The sequence below is a fragment of the Candidatus Methylopumilus turicensis genome (assembly GCF_000953015.1).
Classification (GTDB): Bacteria; Pseudomonadota; Gammaproteobacteria; order Burkholderiales; family Methylophilaceae; genus Methylopumilus_A; species Methylopumilus_A turicensis.
Window position 1 is genome coordinate 603,740 of record NZ_LN794158.1, and the last position, 16,846, is coordinate 620,585.

Here is a 16,846-nt window from a genome sequence, read left to right on the forward strand (position 1 = left end):
CGAAAGCTCAGACGCGCCGAAATTGTTTAAAATAAATTGTGAAAGTTCTTGTGAAAATAAATCGCGCTAGTTTTGCCCCAAGATTGCTTGGATACTTAGGCTTGTTGCCATTCATTATCCCAACCGCATTTCTTTTCTGTGATCATCATCATTTTATGGTTTGGAGAAACTTGCTCATTAGCTATGCGGCAGTCATTTTAAGTTTTCTTGGGGCTGTTTATTGGGGCGTTGCTATGATTGTGAAAGAGATGCCCATTAAAAAGCGTAATGTGATGCTTTCATGGAGTGTGATTCCATCCATTGTTGCTTGGATAGGACTTTTAATACCGCAAGTCTATGGATTAATAGTGATGTCTATTTTCTTTGTGATTTCATTTTTCATGGACATGCAGTTGATGAAGTCTGAAGCTAAGCCCACTTGGTATCTTCCATTGAGATTTCAACTTACGGTGGTGGTCACGACGTGCCTTGTAACAGCCGCGTATCTCGTGAAACCAGTGCTGATCAACGTTTAAGTATCTCTTCCCCAACGAAATTCCAGTACTTAGAGAAACGCATCAACCCTCTTGCATGAAGCTTTTCTTTTGTGACGTCGGAATAAATAGCAGGTTCTTCAATATACGTAACACTGCACTTAGATAATAAGTGCCTTAACATACTATTTGGCGTCGACTGAGTCTCTACATGACCGCAACCTAATATCTCAAGTAACGCCAATGTGTCACCTGTCCATACTTCCACCTCCGGCATTTCAGCTAGACAGTCGGCCATAAACTGTAATCGATTCAATGACCAGTTTTTATAATGTATTGGATCAAATACGAATATCTTCTTTTGGTTACGTTGATAAAGAGCGTGCGCTGGCGAAAGCATTTCGTCGGTGAATAAAATAACGGATGCATTTCCCGGATGCTTGAAGTTTATTGGTGAGTAATCTGGCGAAGTTATTCTTGCTGGTGCTGTGGTTGGTCTAAAAAGCGAGGCATCCAGCGCCTCGTAGCTCTTCTTAAAGGGGCAAACAGCCTGACAGCCGTTACATAGTTGATTGCCCGTATATTTACTCAGGTTTTCTTGATTGAAAAAGTAGGGCTTGCTACCAAAAGTGGAGGCTACCCATTGCCAAGAGAGGGTGTTAGATGCTTGGTCTCCATCAAGTAACATGTCATGCATCCAATTTGCAGCAATTTTCCAATCAACCCCAAGCCAGTGAATCAGATAACTAGAAAGCCACATTCTTGCGTGGTTGTGAAGATAACCCGTCTCTCGAAGGGTGTTAACGAAGTGGTCTATGCACGGTAATTTGGTGTTCCCTTCGCTCACAATGCGGGGGAGTGAATTGCGCTTTAATTCGACTTTAGGTGCTTCCATTTCGGAATGGATGCGATCACCAGCGTGATACCAAATTTGACGCCAATAATCTCGCCAAGCGAACTCAAAAAGCAATTTATCGTTGCCTCTCGTTGATTTTTCTTGGGCAAAAGTGATCGCCTCGGCTAATGAAATACACCCATGTCTCAGATAAGGTGACAAGTAAGTCACTTCGCCATTGAGATAGTTACGAGATTTTTCGTAACGCTCAGGTTTAATGTTGGATAGTCTTTTTAAGCCTTCAGTGCGCCCACCAACCCAATCTTCCCTTAAGTTGGCTCCCGTATGATGAGGAAACAGCGCTTTGATCTCTTTGATACGTTCAGATCTCGATACGGGAATATTAATTTTAATGGGGGTCATGATATGAGGTGTTTTAAAGATTGGATATAAGAGCCTTATCGTATTACTTAGTTCAAGCGCGAACTAAGTCTATATTGCTTTGACTAACAATGGCGTTTTTAGAGTAAAGTTTGTATGGTAAAAAAAGAAAATCTTCCAACTAAAGTTTGCCTTACTTGCAATCGACCATTTGTCTGGCGAAAAAAATGGAAGTTGGTTTGGGATGATGTTAAATACTGCTCTAATGCATGTAGATCATCTAGAAGTTTCAATAAACAAGGCTGACTTTTAATTATATAGTGCTTTATGCAGTCACTTAATCAACCTATTGCTAGGGATTCACACATGTTATTCAAGCCAAAATCTATCCTGACTTTTTCAATACTCATGGCGTTCAGTGTGCAATCATTCTCTGCCACTGAGACATTGAATGATTATCCACGAGATCAATTAAGAAAATTTACAGAAGTTTACTCAGCCATCAAGAGCAACTATGTAGACAATATTGATGACAATAAATTATTTAATGATGCCATCGCAGGTGCGCTTGCTGGCCTAGATCCGCATTCTACTTATTTAGATTACGAAGGCTTAAAAGATTTTGGTATTGCAACGGGCGGTGAATTCGGTGGCTTAGGTTTAGAAGTGGGAATGGAAGATGGCTTAGTGAAAGTAGTCTCACCTATTGAGGATACCCCTGCTTACCGTGCAGGGATTAAGTCCGGAGATTTGATTGTGCAACTCGATGGCGTCTCTGTAAAAGGCTTAACGATTGGTGACGCAATTAAGAAGATGCGCGGCAAGCCAGATACCCAAATTAAACTCAGTATTTCTCGAAAAGGAGAAACTGGCCTAGTGGATATCACGCTAACACGCGCGATTATTAAAAATCCTAGTGTTAAATATAAGCTGACAGATGCGGGTTATCCATACGTTAGAATTACCCAATTTCAAGAGCGTACTGGTGAAGATTTAGCTAAAACATTGATGACTATTCGTGAAAAAACGGTAGGCCCTATTAAAGGCTTGGTCTTGGATCTAAGAAATAACCCTGGTGGGGTTGTGAGCTCAGCCGTTGCAGTGAGTGCGGCTTTTCTCAAGAAAGATGCTTTAGTCGTCTACTCAGATGGACGTTCAGATGACTCAAAAATGCGCTTGTTTGCAAACCCTAGAAATTACAGCGGCCCAAATCCAGAGGATGATTACCTTAAAGCGCTTCCGCCTGAAATGAAAACTGTGCCAATGGTAGTATTGGTGAATGCAGGCTCTGCATCTGCTTCAGAAATTGTGTCTGGCGCTTTGCAAGACCATCAGCGTGCCAAGGTCTTGGGTACACAAAGTTTTGGTAAAGGTACCATCCAAACTTTATTGCCGCTTAGTAATGGCTCTGCTGTTAAATTAACCATTGCTAGATATTTTACGCCTAGCGGACGTTCCATTCAGGCTAAGGGCATCACGCCTGATATTGTGGTAGAAGACCCAGCGATTAGCCCTGAAGAGAATGCCAAATTAAGACGAGAGGCTAATTTATCTAACCATTTGGTTAATCCAAAAGATTCAGATGCTGGGACCAAGTCACCAGCGCAAGCAATTGTTGTTGAGAAGAGTGAGCCAAAGACGCAATTTGCTGACACTAATCAATTTGAAGCGGGTACGGATAAAGACTTTCAATATTCTCAAGCGATTAATTTATTAAAAGGCATTGCTGTCGCCAAGGTAAAGGCGAAGTAATTAAGTCGTAATTGAGGGTGATTTTGGCAGGATGATATAGCCTTCGGTTTTGCATCCGTAGGCTATATATTGATGATTAGCAAAGTAATCTGCTGATACTGCACAGAGCGCCGCGTCGATGAAGTCAATATTACTAAGCTGACTGGTGTCGTAATTTGCCTTAAGCGCTAATGTGCTTTCTCGAATGGAACGCTTGTTGCCCACAGGGTTTGAATCTCCAGCCCAAAGCGACATTTGCACAGCGTGGGGGAAGGTTTCAACGACGCATGTTTCCTTATTTTCCTCACCCATAAAAATAGGCAATCCAAGCTTTTGGTAAAGTAACTCTCCGTTAAAAACCCAGTCGTAAAAGCGACTTTTGGCTGCAAGTGCTCTAGTCGGAGTATAAAAGCATCGCATGCCATTGCTGACTAAATCACGCTCTGCTTTTCTTGATTCGCTCTTTAGACTGAACATTGACGGCGCATCAATAGCAATGGCTGATGGATTGTGGCTTAATGCCCAGGCGGCAATCTCATCAGAATGAATTGAATGAAATTTCTCGAGATACAAGCCATTGCGATTGGCGACTGCATGAAATCCTTTTTTAACGCCGCCAACGTCGATGCCAATAGTGGTTTTGTGTGATGTCATCTTATTTGAGATTTTTTTAGCTTGTAGAAGAATATACAGCATTGATGAAAGTGATAGCGGGTAAAATTTGGGTATGAAAAAATTAATACTAGTCCTGGGTGATCAACTGGATTTCAATAGCGTGGCATTGCGTAATTTTGATCCAAGTACAGATGAAGTCATGATGATTGAGTCTCGACATGAGTCCACTTATGTTTGGTCACATAAAGCCAAAATCGCATTATTTTTATCAGCGATGCGCCATTTTGCTCAAACCCTTGAGTCCCAAAATATTCCTGTGACTTACATCAAAGATTCTGACGCGAATATTGTTGATGTTCTCAAGCAACACATCTTAGACAATCAAGTCACGCACTTGGAATGCGTCGAACCTGGTGAGTATCGCCTAAAAATTTCCTTAGAGCATTTAGCACGCGACTTGGATATTGAACTCATCATGCATCATGATGATCATTTTTATTGCAGTGTTAGTGAGTTTAAAGCGTGGGTAGCCGATAAAAAGGAGCTGCGACTAGAGTATTTTTATCGGTATATGCGAAAAAAACATCAGGTACTGATGGATGAAGATTCTCAGCCCTTGGGTGGGCAGTGGAATTTTGATGATCAAAATAGAAAGCCATACTCAAAGAATGGTCCAGGTCTTATTCAGGATCCTGTAGTTTTTGAACCGGATGCGATGACGCGTGAGGTGTTTGAGTTTGTTGAGAAAAGCTATCCTCAACACCCTGGCTCACTTGCCCATTTCGCCTGGCCAGTCACCCGTGAGCAGGCGCTAGTGGCTTTAGATTTTTTTGTGACGCATCGTCTTGCTCAATTTGGTACTTATCAAGACGCCATGTGGAAAGAAACGCCTTTTGGTTGGCACTCTATGCTCTCGCCTAGCTTGAATCTTAAACTAATTAATCCGAGAGAAGTCATTGAGCGTGCATTAGCGGCTTACCAAACCGATGCCTTAGATTTATCTACAGTAGAGGGTTTTATTAGGCAGATTATTGGATGGCGAGAGTTTGTTCGAGGCATTTACTATCTCGATATGCCGCAAATGGCAGAAGCAAACTTTTACCAGCATCAGCGCTCTTTGCCCAGTTGGTATTGGACGGGTGACAGTAAAATGAACTGTATGAAGGATGCTATCGGGCAAACACTCAAGTATGGCTATGCGCACCATATTCAACGTTTAATGGTCACAGGCAACTTTGCACTACTTGCAGAAGTATTGCCCCAACAAGTCTCCGATTGGTATTTGGCTGTCTACGTAGATGCAATTGAGTGGGTCGAGTTACCCAATGTCGTGGGCATGGCCCTATTTGCAAACGGTGGACGTTTTACGAGTAAGCCTTACGTCGCAAGTGGCGCCTATGTGAAACGAATGAGTAATTATTGCAATGGGTGTCAGTACAAGCCTGAAGTGAGATATGGCGATCAAGCTTGCCCGATGACCACATTGTATTGGAATTTTTTAATGAAGCATCAAGCTGCATTTAATCAAAATCCAAGGACACGGTTAATGACCGCGAATCTTTCTAAGATTAGTATTGAAGATCAAACGCACATTCAAATACATGCCGATAAAATTTTGAACAATCTTGATGCGATTTAGCAGCGAGTGGTGCGTCTGCAAGTATGGCGCAAACGCTTTAAATTAAATCGAACTTGGTAGTTGCTCTTTGGTAATAAGAAACACGAACTGATTGCCTGATTCCACTTCTAGCCATGTGAATGGCACGTCAGGGTAAGCCTCAAGTAAAGCATCGCGGTTGTGACCGATTTCGACAATCAGCAAGCCGCCATCATTAAGATAATTCCCGGCCTCCTTGAGTAAAGTATGGGTATGGTCTAAACCATCCGTGCCGCTACCCAGCGCGATTTGTGGTTCATTACGATACTCTGTTGGAAGTAACGCCATTGATGGTGCATCTACGTATGGCGGGTTGCTAATGATCAAATCGTAGGTTTTGCCAGCAAGTGCTGTAAACATGTCAGATTGAATCGCGGTGATTTGCTCTTCTAAGCCGTAGTTTGTAATGTTGATATTTGCAACCGCAATGGCATCAGGTGAAATATCCACCACATCGATACTTGCATTAGGGAAGGCGTGCGCCAGCAAAACACCGAGACAACCACTACCTGTGCAAATGTCAGCAGCGCTTTCCACCATCTCTTGATACTCAACCCAAGGATGTAAGCCATTCTCAAGTAATTCTGCAATAAATGAGCGTGGCACAATCACGCGCTCATCCACGTAAAACTTAAAGCCTCTCAACCATGCTTCGCGAAGCAAGTAAGCGGTTGGGGTACGGTCTGTGACGCGACGCTCAATCAGATGCGCCAAATGCTTGGCTTCATCTCTGGTTACACGCGCATCTAAAAAGTTGTCTAAGGTATCTAAAGGTAAATGCAGCGCGCTCATCACTAGCCAGACGCTTTCGTCATAGGCGTTGTCAGTGCCATGGCCAAAGAAGACTTCAGCCTCTTCTAATCGACTCATGCTGTAGCGCACCCAATCGCGTATGGTGAGCAAAGCTTCTGTGATGTGATTAGGTGTCATCTTGATCGTGTCCAATTTAGGCCAATAGTAGTTTTTCAAGCGTGATTCGGTAAGTATCTTTGAGAGGCTCAATATCTGCCACAGCGACGCACTCATTCAGTTTGTGGATGGTCGCGTTAAGTGGGCCAAATTCAATCACTTGTTTGCAAATGTCGGCAATAAAACGACCATCTGACGTACCGCCTGTGGTGGATAACTCAGGGCTAACGCCGTAGCATTCTTGAATGGCTTCCGAAATAGCTTCCACTAAATTGCCCCGTGGTGTGATGTAAGGCGGTGAGTACTCCCAGTCTAGGTCGTAATTCAGTTCGTGTTTATCCAAAATAGCATAAACGCGCTCTTTTAAATTTTGCTCTGTACTGGCCGTTGAAAAGCGGAAGTTAAACAAAATCTCTACTTCGCCCGGCACCACATTGGTCGCGCCTGTGCCGCCGTTCATGTTGGAAATTTGCCAGGAGGTAGGCGGAAAGTAATCGTTACCTTTATCCCATTCGGTATCGACCATGTCTTTAATCGCTGGCGCGACCATGTGGATGGGGTTTTTAACTAAGTGTGGATAAGCAATGTGTCCTTGCACGCCTTTAACGACCAATTTTCCAGAAAGTGAGCCACGACGTCCATTTTTAATCATGTCGCCCACAACTTTATTCGATGTCGGTTCGCCCACGATGCAATAATCAAAATGCTCACCTCGCGCTTTGAGCGCTTCAACCATTTTGACTGTGCCATCAATCGCTACGCCTTCCTCATCAGAGGTAATGAGTAGGCCGATAGAGCCTTGGTGATTGGGATGTGCTGCAACAAAATCTTCAATGGCGGTAATGAACGCAGCACATGAAGTTTTCATGTCTGCAGCGCCACGACCATACAACATGCCATCTTTAATCGTGGGTTCAAACGGTGGCGTATGCCATTTATCAACAGGGCCGGTAGGAACGACGTCAGTATGACCTGCAAATACTAATAATGGGCCAGTAGTGCCACGGCGTGCATAAAAGTTATCAACGTCGCCAAAGCGCATGCGCTCAATGTTGAAACCTAAGGGCTCCAAACGGCTAATCATTAAATCTTGGCACCCAGCATCTAGCGGGGTGTTGGATTGTCTTGAAATTAAGTCTTTAGCTAAATCTAGCGTTTTGCTCATAGGAGTAACTTTAATGATTAAATAATTGTTGATATGTCGCTTCGTCAAAGCCCAAAGCAAGCAGGGAGTCATCTTTGACTAATAAAGGACGCTTAATGACAGAAGTTTTAGTCATCATTAATTGCATGGCACTCAAGTTGTCTGTGACCGTTGCTATTTCTGCATCGCTTAAGTTGCGCCAGGTCATGCCAGCACGATTGACCAACTTATCCCAAGGCTGTTGAGTCAGCCATTGCTTGATTGTGGCCTCGTCTATGCCTAATTTTTTGAAGTCATGAAATTCATAAGCAACACTGTTTTCATCAAGCCAAGTGCGTGCTTTTTTAACAGTATTGCAATTTGGGATGCCGTAAAGTTTCATGCTTGTTATTTTAACAGTAAAAGCAGCGCTATAAAGCAAAACAGCCCACTAAGGGGCTGTTTTGCTTTATAGCTAAAAAGAATTAAATGCCGCGCAATAATTCGTTGATGCCGACTTTACCTAACGTTTTTTCATCCACTTTTTTCACGATCACTGCACAGTAAAGGCTGTAGCTACCATCTTTTGATGGCAGGTTGCCAGAAACAACGACAGAGCCTTTTGGTACACGGCCGTAGGTTACAGAGCCTGTTTCGCGGTCGTAAATTTTTGTTGATTGGCCGATGTAAACACCCATTGAAATCACGCAGTTATCTTCAACCACTACGCCTTCTACCACTTCTGAACGTGCACCAATAAAGCAGTTATCGCCAATGATTGTTGGGCCTGCTTGCACAGGCTCTAATACGCCACCAATACCTACGCCACCAGACAAGTGCACGTTTTTACCGATTTGCGCACATGAACCAACCGTTGCCCATGTATCAACCATGGTGCCTTCGCCAACGTAAGCGCCAATGTTCACGTATGAAGGCATTAGTACTGCATTTTTGCCGATGAATGAACCGCGACGCACAATCGCGTTTGGCACCACACGGAAGCCACCAGCTTTGAAGTCTTCTTCTGTGTAATCCGCAAACTTTGGTGGAACTTTGTCGAAATATTGCGTACAACCACCATCCATCAATACATTGTCTTGTAAGCGGAATGAAAGTAATACCGCTTTTTTGAGCCATTGATGTGTTTCCCACTCTTGGCTGTCACCTTGACGTGAAGCAACACGTAATTTACCTGCATCTAAATCAACTAAAACGCTAGCAACTGCTTCTTTAAGCTCTGCTGAAGCATTGCTTGGGTTGATGTCGGCGCGACGCTCAAAAGCGTCTTCAATGATGGTTTGCAATTGGCTCATGAATAATTCCGATAATATAAAAAAGAGTGAAAATAAATATTAGTGTAAACAAATTTTAGTGGGGCATTTTACCTGATTCTGTCAGTTTGAAGCAGGTAATGCGCTTATTTGCCAACTTTTGCCTGTTCGTAAAGTGGCATCACCGTTGGGATAAGCTTTGTCAGGTCATCAATACGTGTTTTGTCAGATGGATGACTGCTGAGGAATTCTGTGGGTTTTTTGCCGCCATTTTGCCCCATTTTGGTCCATAAGCTCACCGCAGCGTTTGGGTTGTAGCCTGCACGTGCAGCTAACTCTAAGCCCATGCGATCAGCTTCTGTTTCTTGTGTACGCGAGTTGGGTAGGGAGAAAAACAATTGTGTTCCCAATGTCGCACCACCTAACGCTAAGCCAGTCGCGGCATTTCTTTTTGAGCCAATAACAGCAGCTAGCAGGGCTAATCCACCTTGTTGTGCGTAAGCCAGAGACATGCGCTCACGACCATGTTCGCGTAAGGCATGGCTGATCTCATGGCCTATCACAGCCGCCAATTCATCATCAGTTGCATTAAGCTTTTCGATCAAGCCAGTAAAGACCATGATTTTTCCACCAGGCATGCAGTAGGCATTAACTTGATCATTTTTTTCGACATTCACTTCCCATTTCCAATTGGCAGCATCTGCACGATAAACAGGTACTTGTGCGATCAAGCGGTCTGAAATGGTTCGAACGCGAGCTAGTGTTGCAGGATCTGTATTGAGTGTTTTTTTGTCACTGGCCGTTTTAAGCGTTTGTGAGTAGCTTGCCAGCGACATACTCTCAACCTGCTTACTTGAAAGCATCATAAATTGACTTCGTTCTATCCCTACTGCGCCTTTATTTGTGGTTGTTGCACAACCTATTAGTTGCGTTGAGATAAACGCTAACAGTAAAAAGTGAAACGGTTTGGTGAGAGTTTTTATCATGATCAAATCTTTCAAGCGGCTTCTTCTTAGAAACTAACCTGCGAACCAAGCTCAACCACGCGGTTGGGCGGTAACTTAAATTGATTGGTAATCGTTTCAGCAGATCTAAATAAACCAATAAATATTTTCTTACGCCAAATTGCCATATCTGGACTTTCACAAGCGATGAGAATTTCCTTGCCGACAAAAAATGAGGTATCCATCGCATCAAGCGTTAAGCCTTGTGTTGCGCACAATTCTAAATCTCGAGGTAAATCAGGTTCGTCTTTGAAGCCATAATTAACAGTGACTTTATAAAACTCATGCGGAAGCTTTTCTACGACGACCAGTTCATCTTTTGGTGCGTGTGGATAGTCTGAAAACTTCACCGTGAGAATCACGACTTTTTCATGTAGGACTTTATTGTGTTTTAGATTGTGTAACATTGCATGAGGAACGCCGTCTGGATTGGGTGTCATGAACAATGCAGTGCCTGGGACGCGTGCGGGCGGATGTTGGCCAATGGCTTCAATGAACGGGGTCAACTCCATCGCATCATTTTTGAGATGAGCATACAGCAGTGATCTGCCCGTTTTCCAAGTCACCATAAGCGTGAATATGACAATGCCAATTACAAGAGGGACCCATCCGCCGTCAGGAATTTTGAGCACATTAGCGGTAAAGAAAGACACATCAACAACAAGGAAGGTCGCAATTAATGCGCCAGTTTTGAGTTTCCCCCATCCCCACATGTGATGAAAAACAATTCCTGCGAGTAATGATGTAATGACCATGTCACCCGTCACTGCAATCCCATAAGCTGCAGCGAGATTGCCTGAGGATTTAAATCCAAGCACCAACACCATGATGCCCAGCATTAGGCCCCAGTTGACGCGAGGCATATAAATTTGGCCCTCTTGGCTCTCAGAAGTATGTTCAACGTGCATACGAGGCAAGTATCCCAATTGCAATGCTTGGCGAGAGACTGAAAACGCACCGGTAATAACGGCCTGTGATGCAATCACTGCGGCTAATGTCGCCAGAATAATTAAGGGAAATAGACTCCATTCTGGAGCAAGTAAATAGAAAGGGTTTTCGACAGTCTCAGGATTGGACAACACCAGTGCGCCTTGGCCAAAATAATTGATAATCAACGATGGGAGAACAAAGCCAAACCAAGCTAGCCTAATGGGAAATCGGCCAAAGTGACCCATGTCAGCGTAAAGTGCTTCAGCCCCGGTGACAGAGAGGACTACTGCACCAAGCGCTACAAAAGCAATCCATGGACTAGTATGGAAAAATTGATAGGCGTAATAGGGGTTAAGTGCTTGTAAAATAGATGGGTATTGCATGATGCTGTTGACGCCCAGTACCGCTAGCGTGCCAAACCACAGCAACATGATTGGGCCAAAGAACGCGCCAACGATTGCTGTCCCTTTGCTCTGAGCCAGAAATAAAATAAAAATTACAATAAGCGTGATCGGGATAATTAATGCATGAAGTCCGGGCGCTGCTACCTCTAAACCCTCCACGGCAGATAGCACTGAAATTGCTGGCGTAATCATGCCGTCTGCATAAAACATACAAGCGCCCAAGATGCCTAATAGCATAATTGTGTGCTGCATTTTTTTATCAGAACCAGTATGGCGTGAAGCGAGCGCAAGCAATGCCATGATGCCGCCTTCACCTCGGTTGTCAGCGCGCATAATAAATGCCACGTATTTCACTGAAACCACCATGATGAGCGCCCAAACAATGAGCGACAAAATGCCGAACATATTGGCCTCATTAAGTGGAACGGGATGTGTACCTACTGAAAAAACTTCTTTCATCGTATAGAGCGGGCTGGTGCCGATGTCGCCAAAAACTACGCCAAGCGCAGCTAATGTCAATGCAGAGAGTTTTGTTTGATTGCCGGAAGCCGTTGATGATGACATTAAAAGTAGCTTGAAGACTTAAAACAGTATTATCAATCAACTTAAGCGCTAAACCAATAGCAGAATGATAATAGCTGAGGCGTTGTTCGCAATTACGACGTTTTTGATACGATCGCTTCAGCCTGGCCTTCGCCAAAACTCAAGTGAATCGCATCACCCGCCTTAATTTGATTGCTCTTATTGATGATCTTCCCGTCTTTAGTTTGGGCAAACGCATAGCCTCTTGTGAGGACAGATTGTGGATTTAGGTGGTGGAGATTCAGTGTTAGCTTACTTAGGCTGTTTTGTTGATTTTGGAGTTGTTGTTTAATAGCGATTGTTAAGCGATGTGACACTTGTGCCAGCTGGTTTTTTTGCTGAGTGATTTGTTGTGAGGGCGAAACTAGGCGGCGCGCAAGATAATCCAACATTTGTTCACGTTGGTTGATCAGATCTTGGCCGTTTTTATTAAGCTGCAAGCCCAGCTGTTTAAGGCTGTTCAATAAGGCTTCTCTTGATGGCGACACTAATTCGGCTGCGGCTGTTGGTGTTGCGGCACGTGCATCTGCCACAAAATCACAAATGGTAAAGTCAGTTTCATGTCCCACGCCACTTATGGTCGGAATACGGCAATTGGCAATCGCACGTGCGACAATTTCTTCATTGAACTGCCATAAGTCTTCCATGCTGCCACCACCGCGGCAAACAATCAGTACATCACATTCGTTTCGCTCATGGGCGCTATTGATGGCTTTGGCAATTTGGGTTGCCGCGCCTTTGCCTTGGACTGGTGTTGGGTAAATGACCACTGGGATGCTAGGCATACGGCGTCTTAATGTGGTGAGTACGTCATGCAATGCAGCGGCATCAGCTGATGTCACAATGCCGATTTGTTTGGGGTGCGCAGGAATTGCCTGTTTAAAAGCAGGGTCGAAAAGACCTTCTTGCTGAAGTTTAGTTTTGAGTTTTTCAAAGGCTTCAAATAATGCGCCGGCACCCGCACGTTGTAAAAATTCAATCGTGAGCTGAAAGCTACCGCGTGCCTCATAGAGGGTTACTAGCACTCTCGCTTCAACTTTATCGCCTTCCTTTGGTGTCCAATCTATGTAGCTATTGCGACCACGAAACATCACGCAACTCACTTGTGCGCCAGCATCTTTAAGGGAAAAATACCAATGGCCAGAAGCCGCGCGGGTGAGGTTGGAAATTTCGCCGGATACCCAAAATAGCGGAAAGCTTTGCTCTAGCACCTCTTTTGCCAGACGATTCAATTCGCTGACGGTTAGCACTTTTGGTGAAGCAATACTCGCTTGTTCTGTGTCTATCATTGGGCTTTATCCGTTACAATCTAGGCTAATTAGTTGCTCGTTATTATAAAGGATGAGCACGCTGCTATTTGTACTGATTGGATTTAAATATGTTGAATAAAATACTGAACTGCCGCGCCGCTTATTTATTAGGCTTTTTCGCGAGCTTTGGCCTAGTGGCCTTGGCTTTGGTGATTCAAACCCAACACAATTTAGAGCCTTGTCCGCTCTGCATTTCTCAGCGGATTGTGTTGATGGGCTTAGGGGTTTTGTTTTTAATAGCGGCAATTCACAATCCGCAAAAGCCAACTTGGGTAAAGTTATATGCTTTATTGCAAACACTCACAGCGCTTGGTGGCGCTAGTGTGGCTATTCGCCATTGGTATTTGCAAGTGCATAAAGATGAAATGTTAGTAGATTGCGGCGTTGGTTTTGATTATATGTTCGAGAACTTCCCGCTTAAAAAAGCGCTCACGCTAGTGTTTCGCGGTACAGGCGATTGCGCTTCAATTGATTGGACTTTTCTTGGATTAAGTATTCCGCAATTGGCTTTAATCGCTTTTTTAAGTATCGCGGCCTACGCGTTGTTATTAGCTAAAAAACGAATTTAGAAGAAATTTTATGTACAAATATTTAGAAGATTTTGTCGGCAATACGCCTTTAGTCAAACTAAAACGCATTCCTGGAGATACCAGCAATACTATTTTGGTGAAGCTTGAAGGCAACAACCCTGCGGGCTCTGTTAAAGATCGTCCAGCGCTTTCGATGATTACACGCGCTGAAGCGCGCGGTGATATCAAACCTGGCGACACCTTAATCGAAGCTACTTCAGGTAATACCGGCATTGCTTTGGCAATGGCTGCAGCGATGAAGGGCTACAAAATGCTGTTAGTGATGCCGGAAAACCAAAGTATAGAGCGTCGTCAAACTATGAAGGCGTTTGGGGCTGAGTTATTGCTGACGCCTAAAGATGGCAGCATGGAGCTGGCACGTGATGTAGCGATGAAACTGCAAGCCGAAGGCGAGGGTGTCGTACTTGACCAATTCGGTAATCCAGATAATCCCTTGGCACACTATGAAGGCACCGGCCCTGAGATTTGGCGTGACACCGAAGGAAAAGTCACCCACTTTATAGCGAGTATGGGCACCACAGGCACGATTATGGGCACTTCGCGCTTCTTAAAAGAACAGAATCCTAATATTCAAATTATTGGTGTTCAGCCAGAAGAAGGTGCGCAAATTCCTGGCATACGTAAATGGCCAGAAGCTTATTTGCCAACGATTTACGATGCTAAAAATGTTGATGAATTGATTTATGTGAGCCAAGCGAATGCAGAAAAAATGACCCGTCGATTGGCGGCTGAAGAGGGTATCTTTGCAGGAATCTCGTCTGGGGGTGGACTATACGCTGCGCTTCAATTATCTAAACAAGTGGAGAACGCAGTCATTGTTTCTATTGTTTGCGATAGGGGTGACCGCTACCTTTCAACTGGGGTTTTCCCAGCATGATTCCAACCTTAGTCTTTGACATTGAAACCATCCCTGATACCGATGGCTTAAAAGGCTTGCTTGGCTTGCCTGCAGAAACTTCTGCTGACGATGTGGCAAAAATTGCTTTTCATCAACGCCGTCAACATAATGGCAGCGAGTTTCTACCTTTGCATCAACATCGTGTGGTGGCGATTTCTTGCGTGCTTCGTGAAGCCGATATTTTTAAAGTGTGGTCTTTAGGCGCACCAGGCGAACCTGAAGGCCAGCTTATCAAGCGCTTTTTTGATGGTATTGAAAAATACACGCCGAATGTTGTCTCTTGGAATGGCGGCGGTTTCGATTTCCCTGTTTTGCACTACCGTGGACTCGTCAATGGTGTTCAAGCGCCGCGTTATTGGGATATGGGCGAGGACGACAAAGAGTTTAAGTGGAATAACTACATCAGCCGCTATCATGCACGTCATACTGATTTAATGGATTTACTCGCGATGTATCAAGGTCGTGCGAATGCGCCTTTGGATGACATGGCACAGTTATGTGGTTTTCCAGGTAAGTTGGGTATGGATGGTAGTAAGGTGTGGGATGCTTATCAGCAAGGCGAAATTGAAGCGATCCGCAACTACTGTGAGACCGATGTAGTGAATACCTATCTGGTTTATCTGCGATTCCAATTCATGCGCGGCCAGCTTAACCAAGTTGCTTATGATCGCGAGATTTCTCTCGTGCGTGACACTTTAAATGCAGATGCTGCCTCGCACTGGCAAGAGTTTATGGCTGCTTGGAAGTCTTAAGCATTTTTAACCCCCATTGAGTAGTAAAGTTTATCCGTCATGCGTTCTCGTAAAAAATTCAAATCTGAAAATCCTATTGGCACAGCCCTCATCGAATCTCTAGACCAAGAGGGGCGGGGCGTTGCCCATGTTGATGGTAAAGCTATCTTTATTCGCGGCGCATTGCCTAATGAGACGGTGACTTACCAATCAACACGTATTAAATCTAGCTATGAGTTTGCTGAAACTAAGTCAGTGTTAAAAGCCTCAAATTTGCGTGTCACACCAAAATGTCCCCACTTCGGTATGTGTGGCGGCTGTGCGCTCCAGCATTTGGATTTTTCTGCGCAAGTCGCGGCTAAGCAACGCTTACTGGAAAATGATTTACACCATATCGGCAAAGTAAAGCCAGAGAGTCTGTTGCCACCAATTTATGGCCCAGCTTGGGGCTATCGTCACAAAGCGCGTTTGCGTGTGAAGTACGTTGCTAAAAAAGACCGCGTATTGGTTGGCTTTAATGAAAAGTCCACGCCTTTTGTGGCGGACATGAATAGCTGCGCAGTCTTGCCACCGCGAATTTCTGCTTTGATTACGCCACTACAAGAAATGATTGTGCAAATGAGCATTCGTGATGCTATTCCGCAAATCGAGCTGGCGGTGGGTGAGCATGCGGTCGTGTTGGTTTTCCGTGTGATGGAAACGCCAGACGCTAAAGATGAAGCATTGTTTAAAGCCTTTGCGGATGTATTTGATGTGCAAGTGTGGACGCAAACTAAAGGACTAGATACGGTTCAGCCTTTTTACCCCTTAGATGGCGCCAAGCTCAGCTATTCATTGCCTGAGTTCGATTTAACTTATCCGTTTAACCCCACTGAGTTTACGCAGGTCAACCCGCATATCAATCAAGTGATGCTGCGCCGCGCCATGCAATTGTTATCCCCACAAGCGGGTGAAAAGATTGCTGACTTCTTCTGTGGCTTGGGTAATTTTACTTTGCCGATTGCACGATCTGGGGCGACTGTATTGGGCATGGAAGGCTTGGAAGTATTAGTTAAACGTGCGCGTGAAAGTGCGGCTTTAAATGGGCTTGCTGAGCAAGTGGAGTTTGCCGAAGCAGATTTATTCGATATGACGCCTGAGTTATTACAAGACTTAGGCCACTTTGATAAATGGCTGATCGACCCGCCACGCGATGGTGCAATGGCTTTGGTCAGCGCTTTGCCTAATGATGCTAGCTTTGGTCCAGAGCGCATGGTGTATGTGTCTTGCAACCCAGCGACCTTGGCGCGTGATGCGGGGATTTTGGTGAATGAAAAAGGCTATCGTATGGTCGCTGCTGGAGTAATTAATATGTTTCCACATACTTCGCATGTGGAGTCTATCGCTTTGTTTGAGCGTTAAA

At 44.4% G+C, this 16,846-nt stretch carries 17 protein-coding genes; 8 read left to right on the plus strand and 9 right to left on the minus strand.

Annotated elements, in window-relative coordinates; translation table 11 throughout:
* The first annotated feature begins 50 nt into the window (after positions 1-50).
* A complete protein-coding gene (locus BN1209_RS03190) occupies positions 51-515 on the plus strand; it encodes a DUF3429 domain-containing protein (RefSeq protein WP_171816496.1) in 465 nt (154 codons plus the stop codon).
* Here BN1209_RS03190 and BN1209_RS03195 read toward each other — a convergent pair.
* Positions 505-1,731 carry an FAD-binding domain-containing protein gene (locus BN1209_RS03195; protein ID WP_045750921.1) on the minus strand — a complete coding sequence of 409 codons (1,227 nt, stop codon included), beginning with the start codon at positions 1,729-1,731 and terminating at the stop codon, positions 505-507. The genes BN1209_RS03190 and BN1209_RS03195 overlap by 11 nt on opposite strands.
* 114 nt (positions 1,732-1,845) lie before the next feature.
* Here BN1209_RS03195 and BN1209_RS08980 point away from each other — a divergent pair, with 114 nt between their 5' ends.
* The gene (locus tag BN1209_RS08980; RefSeq protein ID WP_082048378.1) at positions 1,846-1,995 is read left to right on the plus strand and encodes a DUF2256 domain-containing protein; all 150 of its coding nucleotides are present in this window, start codon (positions 1,846-1,848) and stop codon (positions 1,993-1,995) included.
* A 60-nt stretch (positions 1,996-2,055) separates the two neighbouring features.
* Entirely contained in the window at positions 2,056-3,441 is a 1,386-nt protein-coding gene (locus BN1209_RS03200) for a S41 family peptidase (RefSeq protein WP_045750922.1), read from the plus strand.
* Here BN1209_RS03200 and BN1209_RS03205 read toward each other — a convergent pair whose 3' ends face one another.
* Positions 3,442-4,074, minus strand: coding sequence for a DUF429 domain-containing protein (locus BN1209_RS03205; protein ID WP_045750923.1), 633 nt, complete (start codon positions 4,072-4,074; stop codon positions 3,442-3,444). It abuts the gene before it with no gap.
* Between the two features lie 73 nt (positions 4,075-4,147).
* Here BN1209_RS03205 and BN1209_RS03210 point away from each other — a divergent pair, with 73 nt between their 5' ends.
* Positions 4,148-5,674: a cryptochrome/photolyase family protein gene (locus BN1209_RS03210; protein ID WP_045750924.1), complete on the plus strand. Its 1,527-nt coding sequence runs from the start codon at positions 4,148-4,150 to the stop codon at positions 5,672-5,674.
* Positions 5,675-5,716: 42 nt separating this feature from the next.
* Here the strand turns inward: BN1209_RS03210 and prmB are convergent, their stop codons facing one another.
* The 7 genes from prmB to xseA all read right to left on the minus strand — a co-directional run bounded on the left by prmB (position 5,717) and on the right by xseA (position 13,204).
* The gene (prmB, locus tag BN1209_RS03215; RefSeq protein WP_045751934.1) at positions 5,717-6,622 is read right to left on the minus strand and encodes a 50S ribosomal protein L3 N(5)-glutamine methyltransferase; all 906 of its coding nucleotides are present in this window, start codon (positions 6,620-6,622) and stop codon (positions 5,717-5,719) included.
* Positions 6,623-6,638: 16 nt separating this feature from the next.
* Complete coding sequence (gene dapE / locus BN1209_RS03220) at positions 6,639-7,766, minus strand: succinyl-diaminopimelate desuccinylase (RefSeq protein ID WP_045750925.1); 1,128 nt, start codon at positions 7,764-7,766, stop codon at positions 6,639-6,641.
* Between the two features lie 10 nt (positions 7,767-7,776).
* Positions 7,777-8,127, minus strand: a complete 351-nt coding sequence (locus tag BN1209_RS03225) for an ArsC family reductase (RefSeq protein WP_045751935.1) — start codon at positions 8,125-8,127, stop codon at positions 7,777-7,779.
* Positions 8,128-8,209: 82 nt separating this feature from the next.
* On the minus strand, positions 8,210-9,037 hold the full coding sequence (gene dapD / locus BN1209_RS03230) for a 2,3,4,5-tetrahydropyridine-2,6-dicarboxylate N-succinyltransferase (RefSeq protein ID WP_045750926.1): 828 nt from the start codon (positions 9,035-9,037) through the stop codon (positions 8,210-8,212).
* A 104-nt stretch (positions 9,038-9,141) separates the two neighbouring features.
* Entirely contained in the window at positions 9,142-9,981 is an 840-nt protein-coding gene (locus tag BN1209_RS03235) for a M48 family metallopeptidase (protein WP_045751936.1), read from the minus strand.
* Positions 9,982-10,007: 26 nt separating this feature from the next.
* The gene (locus BN1209_RS03240; RefSeq protein WP_045750927.1) at positions 10,008-11,897 is read right to left on the minus strand and encodes a potassium transporter Kup; all 1,890 of its coding nucleotides are present in this window, start codon (positions 11,895-11,897) and stop codon (positions 10,008-10,010) included.
* A 92-nt stretch (positions 11,898-11,989) separates the two neighbouring features.
* Entirely contained in the window at positions 11,990-13,204 is a 1,215-nt protein-coding gene (gene xseA, locus BN1209_RS03245) for an exodeoxyribonuclease VII large subunit (protein ID WP_045750928.1), read from the minus strand.
* A gap of 89 nt (positions 13,205-13,293) precedes the next feature.
* Here xseA and BN1209_RS03250 point away from each other — a divergent pair, with 89 nt between their 5' ends.
* Genes BN1209_RS03250 through rlmD form a run of 4 tightly spaced genes read left to right on the plus strand, consistent with a single transcriptional unit; the run spans position 13,294 to position 16,845 of the window.
* Positions 13,294-13,794 carry a disulfide bond formation protein B gene (locus BN1209_RS03250; RefSeq protein WP_045750929.1) on the plus strand — a complete coding sequence of 167 codons (501 nt, stop codon included), beginning with the start codon at positions 13,294-13,296 and terminating at the stop codon, positions 13,792-13,794.
* Positions 13,795-13,804: 10 nt separating this feature from the next.
* Entirely contained in the window at positions 13,805-14,692 is an 888-nt protein-coding gene (gene cysM, locus BN1209_RS03255) for a cysteine synthase CysM (protein ID WP_045750930.1), read from the plus strand.
* Positions 14,689-15,465 carry a 3'-5' exonuclease gene (locus tag BN1209_RS03260; protein ID WP_045750931.1) on the plus strand — a complete coding sequence of 259 codons (777 nt, stop codon included), beginning with the start codon at positions 14,689-14,691 and terminating at the stop codon, positions 15,463-15,465. Before cysM ends, BN1209_RS03260 begins: the two co-directional genes overlap by 4 nt.
* A gap of 39 nt (positions 15,466-15,504) precedes the next feature.
* Positions 15,505-16,845: a 23S rRNA (uracil(1939)-C(5))-methyltransferase RlmD gene (gene rlmD / locus BN1209_RS03265; RefSeq protein ID WP_045750932.1), complete on the plus strand. Its 1,341-nt coding sequence runs from the start codon at positions 15,505-15,507 to the stop codon at positions 16,843-16,845.
* Position 16,846: the final 1 nt, after the last annotated feature.